Raw genomic sequence first — 19,338 nt, 5'->3', positions numbered from 1 at the left:
TTTATTAAATTGATGATTATTTTCCTTTGTTTTTCTTACTCTCCTTTTTCTCCTTTTTCATACGTGCCAGTATCTTCTTGAATATTTTCCGTTGTTCTTCGTTCTGACACGCATAATTTATCAAACCCGCAAGGGCTTCCTCTGTGACCGGATGCGCGCAGTCGTTGTTATATTTGAAAAAACTTTCTATGTCACCGTAAGCCAGACTGCAAACGCTCAATTTCTCCGCAACGTCTTCAAATTTCGGATCAAGAGCATATACTTTCTCTAAGTAATATTGACTTTCGATCTCATAGTTGTTCTCCATATAGGCACAGGCTATCATGTAATACATATCTATGCTGGAATCTATATCCGATAACTTGATGAAGCAGATTCTGGCTTTTTCAAGTTTTCTTTCCAGCAAGTAGATTTTGCCTTCGGTCAGGAGGATTGTCGCGTCTTTCGGATGGATTTTGCTTATTTTCTTACAAGTCTGATGTGCTTCTTTGTATCTTCCCAATTCGGCTAAGGCATTCGCTTTATTGGTATAAATGTCTATTGATAAAGCAGACTCATTACCATTGTTTTTTTCTAAAAAATCGATTACTTTGTCATAATACTCATTCGCTTTTTCCCAATCTTCTTTGGCACTGTAACACAGCCCGATGAACATATAGCCCATATCGGGGGAGACGGCCTTGTATTCCATCGCTTTCTTATAATTTTCGATGGACTTGTCGAAGTTGTTCAGTTGGAAAAAGGAATGTGCCTTGGTGGTATATGCTTCTCCGTCAGATTCATCGGCTGCCAATGCGAAATCACAGGCTTCGATAGCCTTGCTCCATTTTGATTGGAAGAAGTAGCATTTTGCCAGTCCTGTCCAATAAGGGGTATTATAAGGCTCTATATCAAGTAATTGATTGTATATCTTGATTGCTGAGTCCAATTGTTGGGTGGCTAATGCGTAATCGGCTTGGAGAGCCATAAACTCTTTTGTCTCAGAGTATGTTTTCTCCCCTTTTTCCATCCATTCTTTTGCCATATCGGGATATCCCATCTCCAGATAGAGATAGACAACCTCGCAGATTCTTCCGAGTTCGTCCGCATCTTCAATGGTAGCTAATAGTGACCGGGTTTCTTCGAGTTGCCCTTCATTCAGTAACAATTCGGCCTTCAGCATTTTCACTTCGGGATCATACGCTTCGGTGATGGAATCCAACACCTGTTTTGCTTTCTGCAGGTTCCGGGTGTCCAGATAAAGGTATGCCTGTTCCACTAGCAGGTCGGTGTTTCCCGGATGTAATTGAAGTCCGTAAGTGACGGCTTCTTGCGCTTCCTCAAATTTACTTCTGGAGGCATACCAATCGGAGATATCAGCCAATTGGTCTCCATCCAGATAGAGTTGTCTGTTTTCGGCTTTTGCAGCCTCGTAGTTTGTGATCAGTTTTTCCAGTTCTTCTTTTTCAGACGGAATGTTTTTTCTACTCATTATTTTATATTTTATTTATTGATCTTGCCCCACGTGTCTTTTAATCCCACAGTGCGGTTGAAGATCAGATTTTCCGGTGTTGAGTCCTTGTCAATATTGAAATATCCAATCCGTTGGAACTGTAAGTAGGAGAGGGTGGGCAGTGTAGCTGCGAACTTTTCTATGTAGCAGTTAGGGAGAACTTTCAATGAGTCCGGGTTAATAATTTCTTTCATGGCTTCCAGTGCCTCGCAATTCTTCGCTTCGCGGATGGCAGCCAGTTCGTCACGCGGATTTTCTACTTTCCACAGACGGTCGTACAAACGCACCTCTGCTTGTATGCAGTGGTTGCAGCTCACCCAGTGAAGCGTACCTTTCACTTTGCGGTTCGCGTCCGGCATACCGCTGCGGGTGTTCGGGTCATATTCGCAGTACACTTCCGTGATCACACCGTTTTCATCTTTCTTGCAGCCGGTACATTTCACGATATAAGCATTCTTGAGACGTACTTCCTGTCCGGGTGTCATGCGGAAATATTTCTTGGGAGCATCTTCCATGAAGTCTTCACGTTCCATCCACAACTCGCGGCTGAACTCAATCAAGTGGCTTCCCGCTTCCGGATCTTCCGGGTTATTGATGGCTTCCAATTCTTCTACTTGTCCTTCCGGATAGTTCGTGATGACGAGTTTCACCGGATTGATTACTGCGGACACGCGGGTAGCGCGGCTGTTCAGGTCTTCGCGGACAGAACTTTCGAGCAGTGCGATGTCATTCAGTGCGTCGTATGTGGTATAACCAATTTTGTCGATAAACTTATGGATGGATTCCGGCGAGTAACCGCGACGGCGGAAACCGCAGATGGTCGGCATACGGGGATCGTCCCATCCGTTCACCAGCCCCTCTTTTACCAGAGTGAGCAGGTTACGTTTGCTCATCAGCGTATAGCTCAGGTTCAGTTTGTTGAACTCGGTCTGACGGGGACGGTTGTCATTCAGGTCTTTTCCTTCTTTCAGCCAGTCGATGAAGAGGTCGTAGAGCGGACGGTGTACTACAAACTCAAGCGTACACAGTGAATGGGTCACCCCTTCGAAGAAGTCGCTCTGACCGTGCGCGAAGTCATACATAGGGTAGGCTTTCCATGTAGTGCCGGTACGGTGATGCGGATGTTTCACCACACGATAAATAATCGGGTCGCGGAAGTGCATATTCGGGTTGGCCATATCGATTTTGGCGCGAAGCACCATAGCGCCCTCTTCAATCTCTCCACTATTCATTTTCTTGAAAAGTTCGAGACTTTCTTCAATCGGACGGTTGCGGTAAGGGCTTTCCACACCCGGTTGGGTAGGAGTGCCTTTTTGCTGCGCGATCTGTTCGGAGCTCTGTTCGTCGATATATGCTTTACCTTCCTGAATCAGACGGATGGCGAAGTCCCATAATTGTTGGAAGTAGTCGGAAGCATAATATTCATTTCCCCAACGGTAGCCTAACCATTGGATGTCTTCTTTGATAGCTTCTACATATTCCACATCCTCTTTGGTGGGGTTTGTGTCGTCGAAACGAAGGTTGCATACACCGCCATGTTTTTCTGCAATGCCGAAATCGAGGCAAATGGCTTTGGCATGGCCGATGTGAAGGTATCCGTTGGGCTCGGGCGGGAAACGTGTCTGTACTTTTCCACCGTTTTTACCTTCTTTCAAGTCTTTTTCTACTGCCTGTTCTATAAAGTTCAAGCTCTTTTTTTCACTTGCTACTTCTTCGTTTTTAATATCTGTCATAACGTTTTATGCTAATACATGATTCAGGCTACAAAAGTAGGACATTTTTTTTTATTTAACCGGAATATAACCGCTCTTTTTTATAATGTCCTGTCCGTCGGGAGAAAGAATGTACTGAACCAGAGGATCGATTTCCGCTTTCTTCTTTACATTGTAATAGTAGTAAAGCGGGCGGACGATGGGATAAGTCTTGTTGGTGGCATTCTCTACTGTGGGGGCTGCATAATGTTTTCCGTCATAGGATACGGAAAGGGTTTTGACACGTGGAGACACATAGGCAAGTCCGACATATCCGATGGCTCCTTTGGTCTGGCTGACCGACTGGATAATGGCGCCCGTTGCGGGCATGGAAAGGCTGCTCGCCATGTAGTTTTTGTTTTTGAGTACGCTCTCTTTGAAAAATTCATAAGTGCCGGAAGAGGTCTCGCGGGAGTAAACCACAATTTTGCGGTCGTCACCGCCTACTTGCTTCCAATTGGTGATTTTCCCCCGAAAGATGTCTTCCAGTTGTTGGCGGGTGAGTTGCTTTACTGGATTGGAAGGATGCGCTACTACGGCAAGGGCGTCATACGCCACAACTATTTCGGCTACATCTTCTCCCGCACTCTTGATTTTCATCTTTTCGCTGAACTTGATAGGGCGGGAAGCCATTGCGATGTCCGTCGTGTTGTCCAATAGCGCGGAAATTCCTACACCGGTTCCTCCGCCGGTCACGGTGACACGGGTGTCTGGGTGTTGGTTCATAAACCGTTCTGCTGTCTGCTGGGCGACAGGTAGTACCGTATCACTGCCTTTGATGCGTTGCGCGCTGGCGCTGATTGACAGTAAGGACAGGGCTATTAATAAATTTCTTCTCACTTTCATAAATCTTCTTTTTTGTACGGATGTAAATGAATACGGATGCAAATAAAGCAATCGGATGTTACATTTCTATTGCATCTGGCGGGTAAAAGGTGTTTGTAACATAAATGTAACAAGATTGAAACATTTCCTTCAAACGTTAGTCACACCTCTTTAATAAGGAGCCGCTTTCTTTGCATCAGAAATCGACAGGTATGAAAAAGTTTTTGGAAAAGATTATAGAAGGGATTCTGACTTGCAGCGGTTTCGTAACAAGTATTACGATTCTGCTGATTGTACTCTTCCTGTTTACGGAGGCTTTCGGGCTATTCAGAAGCAAAGTGATCGAGGAAGGTTATGTGCTGGCGCTGAATAAAAGTAATAAGGTAAGCGTTCTGAGTCCGGCTCAGATAAAGAATGTTTTTGACGGGGAGATAACCAATTGGAAGGAACTCGGTGGGGAAGATCTCCCTATCCGGGTTTTTCGTCTGGAGGATATTACACAATATTATACGGAGGAGGAACTCGGAGCTGTCTATGAGTATGCGGGAGATAAGATAACGGAACTGGTGGAGAAAACACCGGGTATCGTGGCTTTTGTTCCGCAGCAGTTTATCGTTCATCCGGATGCGGTGCATTTTATAGAGGACAACACCATTTCCGTGAAAGATGTCTTTGCGGGAGCCGAATGGTTTCCGACAGCGACTCCGGCCGCACAGTTCGGCTTCCTGCCTTTGATTGGCGGTACGTTGTGGGTGAGCTTGTTTGCCATTCTTTTCGCGCTGCCTTTCGGACTTTCGGTTTCTATCTATATGTCCGAAGTAGCCCATCCGAAAGTACGGAACTGGCTGAAGCCGGTCATTGAATTGTTGAGTGGCATTCCTTCCGTTGTTTATGGCTTTTTCGGTTTGATCGTCATTGTTCCGTTGATTCAGAAATTGTTTGATCTTCCGGTAGGAGAAAGCGGTTTGGCAGGGAGTATCGTGTTGGCTATAATGGCGCTGCCTACTATTATAACAGTGACGGAAGATGCGATGAGGAATTGTCCGCGCGCCATGCGTGAAGCGAGTCTGGCGCTGGGGGCTTCACAGTGGCAGACTATATATAAGGTAGTGATTCCTTATTCCATCTCGGGCATTACGTCCGGCGTGGTGTTGGGTATCGGGCGGGCTATCGGAGAAACGATGGCGGTATTGATGGTGACGGGAAACGCGGCCGTGATTCCGACCACTATTCTGGAACCGTTGCGTACGATTCCTGCCACCATTGCGGCGGAATTGGGGGAAGCACCGGCGGGAGGTCCGCATTATCAGGCATTATTCCTGTTAGGTGTCGTGTTGTTCTTCATTACACTGATCATCAACTTTAGTGTGGAATACATTTCTTCTAAAGGACTAAAACGAAGTAAATAATATGGAAGTAAGGAGTAATAATAAAGCCAAGCACCGTTCGCAGAAGATCGCTTTCGGCCTATTCCGATTGTTGAGTCTTTGCATTGTGCTGATATTGTTTGTGATTCTGGGATTTATCATCTATAAAGGAATCGGTGCCATCAGCTGGGAGTTTATCACTTCGTCTCCTACGGATGGAATGACGGGAGGAGGCATCTGGCCGGCTATTGTCGGTACTTTTTATCTGATGGTGGGTAGTGCGCTATTTGCTTTTCCGGTGGGGGTGATGAGTGGAATCTATATGAACGAGTATGCGCCGAAAGGCAAATTGGTACGCTTTATCCGGGTGATGACGAACAATCTGAGTGGTATTCCCTCTATTGTGTTCGGTTTGTTCGGTATGGCGCTTTTTGTCAATTATATGGGGTTCGGTGATAGTATTCTGGCCGGTTCTTTGACATTAGGCTTACTTTGTGTACCTTTGGTTATCCGGACGACGGAAGAGGCTTTGAAGGCGATTCCCGACAGTATGCGTGAGGGAAGCCGGGCGCTGGGAGCGACGAAGTTGCAGACGATCTGGCACGTTATTCTTCCGATGGGTATGCCGAATATTATCACCGGGCTGATTCTTGCTTTGGGACGGGTGTCGGGAGAGACGGCGCCGATTCTGTTCACCTGTGCCGCCTATTTCCTTCCGCATCTTCCGGCAAGCATTTTGGATCAGTGTATGGCGTTGCCTTATCATCTGTATGTGATTTCTACAAGTGGAACGGATATGGAGGCGCAGCTGCCATTGGCATACGGTACGGCATTGGTACTGATTATGATTATTCTGCTGGTGAATTTGCTGGCGAATGCGTTGAGAAAGTATTTTGAGAAAAGGGTAAAAACGAATTGAGTTAGTATATATGGATACAGTGAAAATAGATGCGCGCGACGTGAATTTCTGGTATGGTGATTTCCATGCGTTGAAAGGTATCAGTATGCAGATTGAAGAGAAGTCAGTTGTTGCCTTTATCGGGCCTTCCGGTTGTGGTAAGTCTACCTTCCTCCGGCTTTTCAATCGGATGAACGATCTGATTCCCGCCACCCGTCTGGAAGGGGAGATTCGTATTGACGGGCAGAATATCTATTCTAAAAGCGTGGCGGTGGACGAACTGCGCAAGAATGTGGGAATGGTGTTTCAGCGTCCTAATCCTTTTCCGAAAAGCATATTCGAGAATGTGGCTTACGGACTTCGTGTGAATGGAGTGAAAGATAACGCTTTCATCCGCCAGCGTGTGGAGGAAACACTGAAAGGGGCGGCACTTTGGGATGAGGTGAAAAATAAGTTGAAGGAATCGGCTTATGCCTTGTCCGGCGGACAGCAGCAACGTCTTTGCATTGCCCGTGCTATGGCGGTGTCTCCTTCGGTGTTGCTGATGGACGAACCTGCGTCTGCGCTCGACCCTATTTCTACGGCAAAAGTGGAAGAGCTGATTCACGAGCTGAAAAAAGACTATACTATTGTGATTGTGACGCACAATATGCAGCAGGCGGCCCGTGTCAGCGACAAAACGGCTTTCTTTTATATGGGCGAGATGGTAGAATTCGATCAGACCAAGAAGATATTCACAAATCCGGAGAAAGAGGCTACGCAGAATTATATTACAGGTCGCTTCGGATAGAACGGTCCCCCTTGCCTGTGTTAGAAACAGAATATTAATCATTTATATATAAGTAGACTATGGTAAAGTTTATAGAATCGGAACTTGTTCTATTGAAGAAGGAAATTGATGAGATGTGGACGTTGGTGTACAACCAGCTCGACCGTGCCGGAGAGGCTGTATTGACTCTTGACAAAGAGTTGGCTCAGCAGGTGATGGTTCGCGAACGTAGGGTGAATGCCTTTGAGCTGAAGATAGACAGTGATGTGGAAGATATTATCGCGTTATATAATCCGGTGGCGATCGACCTGCGTTTTGTGCTGGCTATGCTGAAAATCAATACGAATCTGGAACGCTTGGGAGACTTTGCGGAAGGGATTGCCCGCTTTGTGATTCGTAGTAAAGAACCGGTGTTGGATGCAGAACTGTTGAACCGTCTTCGGTTGGCGGAGATGCAGGCCGAGGTGTTGTCCATGCTGGAACTGGCGAAACGTGCCTTGAATGAGGAGAGTATTGAACTGGCGGCAGGTGTCTTTGCCAAAGATAATTTGCTGGATGAGATCAATGCCGGGGCAACAGGTATCATTGCGGACTATATTACCGAACATCCGGAAGCGGTACATACGGGTGTGGACTTGGTCAGCGTGTTCCGCAAATTGGAACGTGCAGGAGACCATATCACCAACATTGCTGAGGAAATCGTATTTTTCATTGATGCCAAAGTGTTAAAACATCGTGGAAAAACGGACGAAAATTATCCGGAGAAGTAATTTTGGGCGAATTTTTAAACAGAAATTAGGTCTCCTTAAAAAATATCTTATATTTGACTCCTGTAACGGGCTAGTTACAGGAGTTTTTGCGTCAAATGATAATAAATCCAAAGATTTTTCAAAAAGATGTTATATGACATGTTTTATAATTTGGATAGTATCGGTAAAAGCCCCTATATTTGCACCGTTATCCTGAAAACAATCTTTTTACCTTAAAAAAAAACTAATACCTATTGAAAACTGAAGAATGGAGCTTTGTGAAAAGCCCCATTTTTTTATGTCCTTATTTAATGTCTACCAATCTACATTTTGGACAGTATAAGAACCGGACAGTTTGTCTACTTTGCCAATCTGTTTATTAAGAAGTGTGCAATTTCCCATGTTGTGTTCCTCGCACTTGCATCTCAATTATTATTACAACAACCAGTGGCATCAAAACGATATTGAGAAATTTACTTTAGATGGCAATAATCTGATTCCTGTGGATGGAGGAGGTACAGAATTTACTTCTGTCAAATTACTTGTTGTTAATTCCAGTCAATTGGTAGTTGGACAAAAAGAAACTGACGAAGATGGAGACTTTTACCGTAAAATGACATATAAACGTATGTAAATTTCCACCCTTTCGGATTATAAGGCAGTATTTGAGACATTCATCTGCTGCCTTTTTTACCATCTCTCTTGTCACAGGTCTGTGTGTAATGTGAATTTTTTATGCTCTTATTTTCTATCCTCCTTGCTTATTCGTATCTTTGACCCTTGCATTAAAGGAGTGCTTTTAAACGTAGAATAGTAAATCATGAAATAATAAGTAGAATTATGTTTTCCGGAATTGTAGAAGAATATGCTACTTTGGTGGCGCTGGTGAAAGACCAGGAGAATATACACTTTACATTGAAGTGTTCGTTTGTGAATGAGTTGAAGGTTGATCAGAGTATTTCTCACAATGGTGTATGTCTGACAGTCGTAAGTATGACGGATGACACCTATACGGTGACTGCTATGAAAGAAACGCTGGAACGGTCCAATCTCGGTCTGCTGAAAGTGGGAGACAAAGTGAATGTGGAGCGCAGCATGGTGATGAACGGCCGGTTGGACGGTCATATTGTGCAGGGACATGTGGATCAGACCGCCACTTGTGTTGACATAAAGGATGCGGAAGGAAGCTGGTATTTTACATTCCGTTATGCGTTTGATAAGGAAATGGCGAAACGTGGATATATTACTGTGGATAAAGGTTCGGTGACGGTAAACGGTGTCAGTCTGACAGTATGCAATCCCACGGATGATACGTTCCAGGTGGCCATTATTCCTTATACTTACGAGCATACAAATTTCCATACGTTTGCCATTGGTAGTGTGGTGAATATAGAGTTTGACATTATCGGTAAGTATATCAGCCGGATGATTCAATATAAATAAGATGGAATACAGTGATTTTCTGCAATTAGTACTTTCCCGTCAGAGTGACCGGGCGTATGATAAAGAACGTCCGGTGGAGACGGAGAAGTTAGAGCGGATTTTGGAGGCAGGTCGTCTGGCTCCTTCCGCTTGCAATGCCCAACCCTGGAAGTTTGTGGTGATAACCGACCGTGAACTGGCTGTGAAGATTGGCAAGGCTGCAGCAGGACTGGGAATGAATAAGTTTGCCAAAGATGCGCCTGTGCATATCTTAGTTGTGGAAGAGTCGGCCAATATTACTTCAATGCTCGGGGGAAAAGTGAAAGATAAACATTTTCCTTTGATTGATATCGGGATTGCCGCCGCTCATATCACCCTTGCTGCTGAAAGTGAAGGACTGGGCTCGTGTATGATAGGCTGGTTTGACGAAAAGGAAATGAAGCGGCTGACAGGCATCCCTTCGTCCAAACGTGTATTGCTGGATATCACGATAGGCTATCCGGTGAAGGAGAAAAGAAAGAAGATGAGAAAACCGAAAGAAAAAGTGATTTCCTACAACAGCTATAAATAGGCTACAAATCCTTGAGTAACACTTTGCTTGCCTTCTTATAGTATTCTTCTTTGGATTCGGTCAGCACTTTCCATTCGTCGCTGAATTCTTCATCTTTGTCTATCTTGAAATTCTCCGAGCCGTATGTATCCAAGCGGTCGAGCAGGATGGCTACGTTCAGTTGATTGATGTCCATAGACGGCTGATAACCGATTTCCTCACTTTTTGCATCTGTGACTACCTCATGAATCAAGTCTATTTCCTGTAATTGATAAAGTACTTGATTAGTGAGTCTGATCGGTATTTGATGTTCTTCCGAAATTTGCGCGGCTGTATAAGGCGGCTCGTTTTTCTCAAACCGTTTGGCGATGAGGGACATGATGAGGATGGATATAAAGTCCCGGTAGCGCCTGCTGATATTGCGGGTATCCTGGTCGAAACTGAAACTCTGGATATTCTGACCTGCATAGGCCAGCTCCGCACCGAACAGACAGATAGTCCAGGATATTTGCAACCAAAGCAGGAATAAAGGTAAAGCGGCAAAACTACCATAGATGGCATTGTATTTTGATACTCCCAACTGACTGCTGATATATAGATACTGGAAAGCTTGGTAGGCGGTTCCTGCCAAAACACCTGCGATAAGCGCGTGCTTGAATTTCACTTTCGTATTCGGCATGAAGATATAAAGTCCGGTGAACATCAGCCAAGTCAGTACAAAGGGTATAAGACGTATCATGAACTTCATGATAGGGGCCAGCAGCACAAAATCATCCATCTGCTTGAGCATGGTGCTCATAAAAATGGAAAGACCGCCGGAGACCACAATCAAGATCGGCATTAACAGGAACATGGAGAAGTAGTCCGTTATTTTACGGTACATAGACCGGGCTTTCTTTACTTCCCAGATACGGTTGAACGTGATTTCGATATTGCTGACCAGATTGATGACCGTCCATAGCAACATCACCAGACCGATTCCGATGAATACTCCCCCTTTGGTCTGCGAAAGGTATGAATCGACAAATGAGAGGATAGCTTCTGTTGTTTCTGTGTTTCCTCCGAATCCGTTGCGGAATTGGTGCTCCATCAAATTGTTAAATCCAAAACCGCGTGCCACTGCAAACAGGATGGCAAGTATCGGAACAATGGCAAGCAGGGTGCTGTAAGTCAGCGCGGAGGCTTTGTTGGCCATCCGGTCTTTGGTGAACCGGTTGATACAAAGATAGATGGTCTTTATAATATTGTAAAGTGAGAACTTGGTTCGGGTCACTTCATCTTCCGTAATACGCCAGATGTCATACGTGAGGAATTTCCATATATCGGTGAATTTCTTCTTCATGGCTTAGAATTTAAAAAAAGAAAAAGCAGTCAGCCTATAAGCCGAGTTCTGTACCTTCTATAATTTTACTTATAAAAAGTGCCTGTCATTTATCTGAGTGACGTGTCACCACGACACTTTAGCGGTCTACCCTCCGACATGGAGCGAGCAACTCTCATAACGCCGGTTTACATGACCTTACAACTCCTAAGACGTACAGCCCGATATGTCACCATACGGCTGGTGGGCTCTTACCCCACCTTCTCACCCTTACCTCTCCCCGAAAGGAGTGGCGGTTATTTTCTTCTACGTTACTCTACCCTCGCGGACAGCTTTCTGTTAGGAAGTAGGATGCTCTGTGTTGCCCGGACTTTCCTCCTGCACGCTGACGTGCACGCGACAGACCGGCCAACTGCTTTAGACTGCAAAAATACGTCATTTATTTTGTTTTAGCTAAAGAAAGTATCACAAATAGAAATATTTTCTAACTTTGCTATCATTAAAACATGATTCAATGAAAAAAAACATTCTCTTTTTCTTTTATTTTCTGGCAATGGCGACACTCAGTCTGAAAGCTCAGGAGATACGCCCCATGCCTGCTGATTCTGCGTATGGGGTAGTGCATATTTCTGTTTGTAATATGCGCGAAGAAGGCAAGTTTACCTCCGGTATGAGCACGCAAGCATTATTGGGTATGCCGGTCAAAGTTCTGCAATACACCGGCTGGTACGAGATTCAGACTCCGGATGACTATACCGGCTGGGTACACCGGATGGTGATTACTCCTATGTCAAAAGAGAAATATGATGAATGGAACCGTGCGGAAAAGATTGTTGTAACTTCACATTACGGATTTACTTATGAGAAACCGGATGCAACTTCCCAAACCGTGTCTGATGTAGTGGCTGGTAATCGTCTGAAGTGGGAAGGTAGCAAAGGACATTTTTATAAAGTGTCTTATCCGGACGGCAGACAGGCTTATATTCCGAAATCTATTTCACAGCCTGAAAACCGATGGAGAGCTTCGTTGAAACAAGATGTTGAAAGCATTATCGAGACGGCTTATACAATGATAGGAGTTCCTTATTTGTGGGCGGGCACTTCTTCAAAAGGAGTGGATTGCAGCGGTCTGGTCCGGACAGTGCTTTTTATGCATGATATCATCATTCCGAGAGATGCGTCGCAACAGGCGTATGTGGGCGAACGTATCGAAATAGCTTCCGATTTTGCCAATGTGCAGCGGGGAGACTTGGTTTTCTTCGGTCGGAAGGCAACGGGCGAACAAAAAGAGGGAATCTCACACGTGGGGATCTATCTCGGCAACAAGCGTTTTATCCATGCTTTGGGGGATGTGCATATAAGCAGTTTTGAACCTTCGGATAAGAATTATGATGCATTCAATACGGGACGTTTGCTTTTTGCAGTCCGTTTCTTACCTTATATTAATAAGGAGAAAGGCATGAATACTACGGATCGCAATCTCTATTACGGCAATTAAAATGAAGAATTCTTCATTAATTTATTTATTTTATGCAAAACAGAAGAGATTTCTTGAAGACGGCGGCTTTGGCTGCTCTGGGTTCCGGGTTGGTTGTACGTCAGACGTTGGCTGGAGAATCATTACCTTATAATATAAATAAGCTTGGTTTGGGAGGAAAGATGAAAATGAAATTCTTTCCTTATGAGTTGAAGTTAAGACATGTATTTACGGTAGCTACTTATTCGCGTACAACGACTCCCGACGTGCAGGTGGAAATAGAATATGAAGGGATAACAGGATACGGGGAAGCTTCCATGCCGCCTTACTTGGGAGAAACGGTGGAGTCCGTTATGAATTTCCTTAAGAAAGTGAATCTGGAACAATTTAATGATCCGTTTCAGTTAGATGACATTTTGTCATACGTCGACAGTCTTTCACCGAAAGATACGGCAGCTAAAGCGGCGGTTGATATTGCCCTTCATGATCTGGTAGGAAAACTGTTGGGTGCTCCCTGGTATAAAATATGGGGGTTGAATAAGGAAAAGACGCCTTCCACTACCTTTACGATAGGGATTGATACGCTCGATGTGGTGCGTGAGAAAACAAAAGAGTGCGCAGATCGGTTTAATATATTAAAGGTAAAATTGGGTCGGGACAATGATAAGGAAATGATTGAAACCATTCGTTCGGTAACGGACCTTCCTATAGCTGTTGACGCGAATCAAGGGTGGAAGGACCGTCTGTATGCGTTGGATATGATTCATTGGCTGAAAGAAAAAGGAATAGTGATGATAGAGCAACCTATGCCGAAAGAGCAGTTGGATGATATCGCTTGGATCACGCAACAGAGCCCGTTGCCGATATTTGCCGATGAATCTTTGCAGCGCCTAGCGGATGTGGCGGCTTTGAAAGGGGCTTTCACGGGAATCAACATCAAACTGATGAAGTGCACCGGCATGCGTGAAGCGTGGAAAATGGTGACTTTGGCCCATGCACTGGGAATGCGTGTTATGGTAGGATGTATGACAGAGACTTCCTGCGCTATATCGGCAGCGTCGCAGTTCTCTCCGTTAGTGGATTTTGCTGATTTGGATGGTAACCTGCTCATCTCTAATGACCGTTTTAAAGGGGTGGAAGTGGTGAAAGGTAGAATCACTCTGAACGAACTGCCCGGTATCGGTGTCGTGAAAATCTGACTTTACTGAATGAATGTCAGAGTGTTAAAGCCATCTGACATACAACGAATGTAAATTTGTCAGTTGTTGTCGTTAAGCGCTGTTAAGCTCCAAATATTCTCTGTTAAAAGTGGACAAAAAAGAGTGACAAGTAGAATAAGTGAACGATATTTGTTATTATTTTAACGTCGTAAAAGTTAAAACAATGTCGAATATTAACATTTTAAAGAATTATAAATCATGAAACAGACAACAAAGAACATTCTGGGAATAGGAGCAATCGTTCTTCTTAGCTCAGGAGTTGCAGGGTTGACAACTTACAAATTGTTGCAATCTAACAAGGCTGCCACAGAGACATCTTTTAATGAGATGTTCAAGCAGAATCCCAATGTGAAATTGGCTGCTTTTGATGCTGTGAACGCTCAACCGATCGATTTGACCCAGGCTGCGGAAAACTCGCTTCATGCTGTTGTACATATAAGATCTACCCAAGAAGCTAAAACAAGAACAGTTCAGCAAGCGCCGGACATTTTTGATTTTTTCTTCGGTGACGGACGCGGACAGCAACGTCAGGTACAATCTCAACCTCGTGTAGGTTTCGGTTCGGGAGTCATCATTTCAAAAGACGGCTATATCGTAACGAACAATCACGTGATTGAAGGTGCGGATGAAATCAGTGTAAAACTGAATGATAACCGTGAATTTAAAGGACGTGTGATCGGTACTGACCCCAGTACTGACCTTGCATTGGTAAAAATCGAAGGTGATGATTTTCCGACTATTCCGGTTGGTGATTCTGAAGCGTTGAAAGTAGGAGAGTGGGTATTGGCGGTAGGTAACCCATTCAACTTGAACTCTACCGTAACTGCCGGTATCGTAAGTGCGAAGGCGCGTTCATTGGGAGTCTATAATGGAGGTATCGAATCGTTTATCCAGACGGATGCGGCTATCAATCAAGGTAATAGTGGTGGCGCATTGGTGAACGCTAAAGGTGAGCTGGTAGGTATCAATTCAGTGCTTTCTTCTCCGACAGGTGCTTATGCCGGATACGGTTTTGCCATTCCGACCAGCATTATGACAAAAGTAATTGCCGACCTGAAACAATACGGGACAGTACAGCGTGCGTTGCTTGGTATCCGTGGTGGTTCTATCGGTAGTAGTTTGATGGACGACCAGCAGCCGATTGATAAATCCGGTACTACTTTGGCGGATAAAGCTAAAGAACTGGGTGTAGTAGAAGGCGTTTGGGTTTCTGAAATCGTAGAAAACGGTTCTGCATCGGGAGCTGATATCAAGGTGGACGACGTAATCATCGGTTTGGATAACAAGAAGGTGTCCAACATGGCCGACTTGCAGGAAGCTATCGCTAAACATCGTCCGGGCGATAAAGTGAAAGTGAAACTGATCCGTAACAAGAAGGAAAAGACTGTTGAAGTAACGTTGAAGAACGAACAGGGTACTACCAAGATTGTGAAAGATGCAGGTATGGAAATATTGGGAGCTGCTTTCAAAGAGCTGCCGGACGACCTGAAGAAGCAGTTGAATCTGGGTTATGGTCTGCAAGTGACAGGAGTTTCTTCCGGTAAGATGTCCGATGCGGGAGTTCGCAAAGGATTTATCATCCTGAAGGCAAACGACCAGCCGATGCGTAAGGTCAGTGATTTGGAAGAAGTGATGAAAGCAGCGGTGAAATCTCCGAATCAGGTATTGTTCTTGACAGGAGTATTCCCATCAGGCAAACGCGGATATTTCGCTGTCGATTTGACACAGGAATGAAGATATAAAATAAGGTAAGAAGATTATAGGATAAGCTAATGAAATAGAAAAAGGATGCCGACTATCAACTTGTCGGCATCTCTTTTTGTTTTATTAGTTGAAAAATATAATGCAAAAGTTGCTTAAATTTGTATGTTAACAAATTATTTGTTGTAACTTTGCGCACCAAATCTGTTTTTAAAGAATGAGACAACTAAAGATTACCAAAAGTATCACTAACAGAGAGAGCGCTTCTCTTGACAAGTATTTGCAGGAAATCGGTCGCGAAGACCTGATTACTGTTGAGGAAGAAGTGGAACTCGCTCAACGCATTCGTAAGGGTGACCGTGTGGCATTAGAGAAACTGACACGTGCCAATCTTCGTTTCGTCGTATCTGTGGCCAAACAGTACCAAAACCAGGGTTTGAGTTTGCCGGACTTGATTAATGAAGGCAATTTAGGACTGATTAAGGCTGCTGAAAAGTTTGATGAAACACGTGGATTCAAGTTTATCAGCTACGCTGTATGGTGGATTCGCCAGTCTATTCTGCAAGCATTGGCAGAGCAGTCGCGTATTGTTCGTCTCCCGTTGAATCAGGTAGGTTCGCTGAATAAGATCAGCAAAGCCTTCTCGAAATTCGAACAGGAAAACGAGCGGCGTCCGTCTCCCGAAGAGTTGGCAGACGAGCTGGAAATTCCGGTTGACAAGATCTCTGATACGCTGAAGGTATCCGGCCGTCATATTTCGGTGGATGCGCCTTTTGTGGAAGGAGAGGATAACAGCCTGCTGGATGTGTTGGTAAACGATGATTCGCCTATGGCGGACCGCTCTCTGGTTAATGAGTCTCTTGCGAGGGAAATTGATAGAGCTCTTTCTACGTTAACCGATAGGGAAAAAGAAATCATTCAGATGTTTTTCGGTATCGGACAACAGGAAATGACATTGGAAGAAATCGGCGATAAGTTTGGGCTCACACGTGAGCGTGTTCGTCAGATTAAGGAAAAAGCAATTAGAAGACTTAGACAAAGTAATCGTAGTAAATTGCTCAAATCTTACTTGGGATAAGTAAGGAATATCAGTTTCTGAAAGAAAAAAGAATTTGAGTCGCATAGGTAACACTTTTCATATCGGAGAATGTACTTATGCGACTTTTTTTGTTACCTTTGTCACAATTAAAATTATATGATATGAAATACGTAAAAATACTATTTGCCATTGCACTTGTGTTTACCATGTGCTCCGCTTTTTCTTTGAAAAAGGTAACTCAAAACCTGTGTATGCTTTTGGAATTTCGGCTTCATTTACTGATTCGGTTGTCTATTTCACAGATATCCAGATATTGGATAGTGCAAAGATCAGTAAAGACGGTTTCTTGGCACATCGCGAGTTGTATAGCTATCAGTTGAAAAATTATCTGGAAGATAACAGATTACAACAAAATAGTACCTGTATGATTTATTTCTCGGAAAATAGAAAGAAGCTGGAAAAAGAGGCTACGAAAATTCTGAGTAAATATAAGAGGAGTAATAGAATAATAGTAACACGGGTTGATTCTGAAAAATTCCGCTTTACAAAGCCGGAAGAGTAATATAAGTGATATTTACTCATAACAATATTTTAATTGTTAATGTGATAGGAGATGCAGACTTGCATCTCTTATTTTTTTATCTTTGTGCCGTTATTAATGAGAAATATTATGAAAAAGATTAAAATATTATTTTTGTTTGTATGTTTGTCAACTTTTTTATCGGCATGTGGTGATGATAATGATACCTCTGTTCCGGTGGCGGTAAAAACAGTCTTGATGTATCTTGTTGGAGATAATAATATCAGTGGCCAGATATACAACAATATAGAATCAGTAGAACGAGGATTGAGTGAAGTTACGTCTCCTGGTACATTTGTAATTTATTGGGATGGTGGCAGTAGAAAAGGTGAATTTCCTGTTCCAACTCTGTTTAAGTATGAAGTGGATGGCAAAGGTTCTGTCAGTAAAAGAGAGGTAATAAAAACTTATAGTAGCCAGAATTCCGTATCGAATGAGGTGGTAGTTAATGTTTTGAAAGATGTGAAGACTTATTGTCCAGCTGAAAGATATAGTCTGATTTTTGGCTCTCACGCTACTGGATGGTTACCAGTAGATGATAGTAAAAGTCGTTCTTTTGGAGATGATAGTGGAGCTAAAATAAATATTCCTGATTTATCGAAAGCTTTGGCGCAATCCGGTATCCATTTTGATTATATACTATTTGATGCTTGTTTAATGTCGCAAGTTGAGGTTGCTTATGAATTAAGGAATGCTGCTGATTATTTAATTCTTTCTCCTGCAGAGGTTATGAGTGCGGGATTTCCTTATTTCAAGATGACGAAATATTTATTGTCTGCGGATAATTCAGAGCAGAGTGCTATAAATATTGCAAAGGATTTTATTGATTACTATAAAAATGAATATAATTATTCGTGGGGTACTATTGCGGTAATAAAAACGAATGAAATATCGGCATTGGCGGATGTTACTTGCTCAATTATGAAACAGTATCAGGGCAATCTGGTTAAGTTTGATAATAGTAAAATAGATTATTTTCAAGCCCATTATGGTTATGGAAGATCTCCTTTGGATCATTCGACATATGATTTTCGAGCTTTTATACGTGAACTGACCGATGGTAATATTCCTTCTGATTTTGAAGGACAATTAGATAGAGTTGTTGTGTATAAGGATTATGTTGATGATGATAAATTAGTGGATATAGATTCAGATATATATTCGGGTATTGGGTGTTATATACCGGATACTAGGTATTTGAAATGGAATGCTTTTTTTAGGACTCTGCAATGGCATTCGGCTGCCGGATGGGATGAGGTAGGCAGGTAAATGCAGGAGGAATATTTTTCAAATGTCAACTAGGTGAGAGTTGCCCCCCCCAAAAAAAAGTTATGAACAGCCCGGCGGGTACAAAAGGTACAGTAGATGCACCGTATAATTTTCTCACACACGCGTGCGCGCGAATAATAGGTATAGAAAGTACCGCTTGAGACCAAGTGGTCTCTATTGACAATATTAAAGATGTTATCATCACCTATCAAAGGAGATTTATTGCCATTGTCGATTTTATGAGATCTTACCTCACCTTGCGAGACCTCTCAGTTGTTCTTGTGTGCCTGTATCCTGTTGCTCGTTTTTCCTTCATAAATTGAAATAATACTATACTCATCTGATTGAAACGCCTGATTGAATGCAGAATGTTTGTCAATACAGGTGATAAGGGGTACTATATATACGCGTGCGTGTGCGTGTGTAAGAGAGCCCCGAAAAAATGTACCTTCTATACCCACCTGTTATTAACAGGTGGGTGGTTTGTTAATGCTAAAGCAGTGCTTTACGAGTGCTAAAGCATAGCTTTATGCTCTCTAAAGCTATGCTTTTTTTAGTTCTTCCATAGCGCCTGTCATAACCTGACTTAGGTTGACCCTTTAGTGTTATTACTCTTATTTTTTTTGTGTATTCCCATCTTCCTCTTTTTTCTGTTGAAAAAACATGTTCTACAACATCGTTATGATTCAGCTAGTTAGCGTTTTTCTTTCAAAATACTTCAAAAAAATAGTTGAATATATTTGGATGTTATGTATAAAGTGTCTACTTTTGCACCCGCTTTCCAAGAGAGGACAGCCTTGCAGAATTGACCTAATGACAAAGCGTAGGACCGCTTTACTTTAAGAACAAAAAAGATCCGGAAAAGTTTGGATTATAATAAATAAAGTTCTTATATTTGCAGTCCGATT

The 19,338-nt window shown here is 43.3% G+C and carries 15 protein-coding genes, 1 other RNA gene and 1 pseudogene; 12 read left to right on the top strand and 5 right to left on the bottom strand.

The window, feature by feature from the left end; all coding sequences use genetic code 11:
* Positions 1-16: 16 nt before the first annotated feature.
* The 3 genes from BACFIN_RS00350 to BACFIN_RS00360 are packed head-to-tail and all read right to left on the bottom strand — an operon-like array spanning position 17 to position 4,089.
* Positions 17-1,471, bottom strand: coding sequence for a tetratricopeptide repeat protein (locus BACFIN_RS00350; protein ID WP_007758276.1), 1,455 nt, complete (start codon positions 1,469-1,471; stop codon positions 17-19).
* Positions 1,472-1,482: 11 nt separating this feature from the next.
* Entirely contained in the window at positions 1,483-3,225 is a 1,743-nt protein-coding gene (locus BACFIN_RS00355; protein ID WP_007758273.1) for a glutamine--tRNA ligase/YqeY domain fusion protein, read from the bottom strand.
* Positions 3,226-3,276: 51 nt separating this feature from the next.
* Complete coding sequence (locus BACFIN_RS00360; protein WP_007758271.1) at positions 3,277-4,089, bottom strand: PstS family phosphate ABC transporter substrate-binding protein; 813 nt, start codon at positions 4,087-4,089, stop codon at positions 3,277-3,279.
* Between the two features lie 191 nt (positions 4,090-4,280).
* Here BACFIN_RS00360 and pstC point away from each other — a divergent pair, with 191 nt between their 5' ends.
* The 6 genes from pstC to BACFIN_RS00395 all read left to right on the top strand — a co-directional run bounded on the left by pstC (position 4,281) and on the right by BACFIN_RS00395 (position 9,844).
* On the top strand, positions 4,281-5,477 hold the full coding sequence (gene pstC / locus BACFIN_RS00365) for a phosphate ABC transporter permease subunit PstC (RefSeq protein ID WP_007758269.1): 1,197 nt from the start codon (positions 4,281-4,283) through the stop codon (positions 5,475-5,477).
* Position 5,478: 1 nt separating this feature from the next.
* Positions 5,479-6,354 carry a phosphate ABC transporter permease PstA gene (pstA, locus tag BACFIN_RS00370; protein ID WP_007758267.1) on the top strand — a complete coding sequence of 292 codons (876 nt, stop codon included), beginning with the start codon at positions 5,479-5,481 and terminating at the stop codon, positions 6,352-6,354.
* A gap of 10 nt (positions 6,355-6,364) precedes the next feature.
* The gene (gene pstB / locus BACFIN_RS00375) at positions 6,365-7,123 is read left to right on the top strand and encodes a phosphate ABC transporter ATP-binding protein PstB (RefSeq protein ID WP_007758264.1); all 759 of its coding nucleotides are present in this window, start codon (positions 6,365-6,367) and stop codon (positions 7,121-7,123) included.
* 59 nt (positions 7,124-7,182) lie between these two features.
* Positions 7,183-7,872 (top strand): phosphate signaling complex protein PhoU, encoded by a 690-nt coding sequence (phoU, locus tag BACFIN_RS00380; protein ID WP_007758257.1) that lies wholly within the window; start codon positions 7,183-7,185, stop codon positions 7,870-7,872.
* Between the two features lie 819 nt (positions 7,873-8,691).
* Entirely contained in the window at positions 8,692-9,294 is a 603-nt protein-coding gene (locus tag BACFIN_RS00390) for a riboflavin synthase (protein WP_007758255.1), read from the top strand.
* A 1-nt stretch (position 9,295) separates the two neighbouring features.
* Positions 9,296-9,844 (top strand): nitroreductase family protein, encoded by a 549-nt coding sequence (locus BACFIN_RS00395; RefSeq protein ID WP_007758254.1) that lies wholly within the window; start codon positions 9,296-9,298, stop codon positions 9,842-9,844.
* A 1-nt stretch (position 9,845) separates the two neighbouring features.
* On the opposite strand, the gene BACFIN_RS00400 is transcribed toward BACFIN_RS00395, so the two are convergent.
* On the bottom strand, positions 9,846-11,165 hold the full coding sequence (locus BACFIN_RS00400) for a YihY/virulence factor BrkB family protein (protein ID WP_007758251.1): 1,320 nt from the start codon (positions 11,163-11,165) through the stop codon (positions 9,846-9,848).
* A gap of 21 nt (positions 11,166-11,186) precedes the next feature.
* An RNA gene (rnpB, locus tag BACFIN_RS21325) (RNase P RNA component class A) lies at positions 11,187-11,560 on the bottom strand.
* 98 nt (positions 11,561-11,658) lie between these two features.
* Here rnpB and BACFIN_RS00405 point away from each other — a divergent pair.
* The 6 genes and pseudogenes from BACFIN_RS00405 to BACFIN_RS00430 all read left to right on the top strand — a co-directional run bounded on the left by BACFIN_RS00405 (position 11,659) and on the right by BACFIN_RS00430 (position 18,430).
* Positions 11,659-12,642 (top strand): C40 family peptidase, encoded by a 984-nt coding sequence (locus BACFIN_RS00405; RefSeq protein WP_007758250.1) that lies wholly within the window; start codon positions 11,659-11,661, stop codon positions 12,640-12,642.
* Between the two features lie 32 nt (positions 12,643-12,674).
* Positions 12,675-13,820 (top strand): dipeptide epimerase, encoded by a 1,146-nt coding sequence (locus tag BACFIN_RS00410; protein ID WP_007758249.1) that lies wholly within the window; start codon positions 12,675-12,677, stop codon positions 13,818-13,820.
* Between the two features lie 219 nt (positions 13,821-14,039).
* Entirely contained in the window at positions 14,040-15,575 is a 1,536-nt protein-coding gene (locus tag BACFIN_RS00415) for a trypsin-like peptidase domain-containing protein (protein ID WP_007758248.1), read from the top strand.
* Positions 15,576-15,759: 184 nt separating this feature from the next.
* Complete coding sequence (locus BACFIN_RS00420) at positions 15,760-16,620, top strand: sigma-70 family RNA polymerase sigma factor (protein ID WP_002561589.1); 861 nt, start codon at positions 15,760-15,762, stop codon at positions 16,618-16,620.
* Between the two features lie 122 nt (positions 16,621-16,742).
* Positions 16,743-17,143, top strand: a pseudogene (locus tag BACFIN_RS21115) (hypothetical protein).
* Between the two features lie 108 nt (positions 17,144-17,251).
* Positions 17,252-18,430, top strand: coding sequence for a clostripain-related cysteine peptidase (locus tag BACFIN_RS00430; RefSeq protein WP_032839996.1), 1,179 nt, complete (start codon positions 17,252-17,254; stop codon positions 18,428-18,430).
* Positions 18,431-19,338 lie beyond the last annotated feature (908 nt).

This window comes from Bacteroides finegoldii DSM 17565 (assembly GCF_000156195.1).
Lineage (GTDB): Bacteria > Bacteroidota > Bacteroidia > Bacteroidales > Bacteroidaceae > Bacteroides > Bacteroides finegoldii.
Note: the sequence above shows the minus strand (reverse complement) of the source record. Positions and strands in the feature narration are given on the sequence as shown.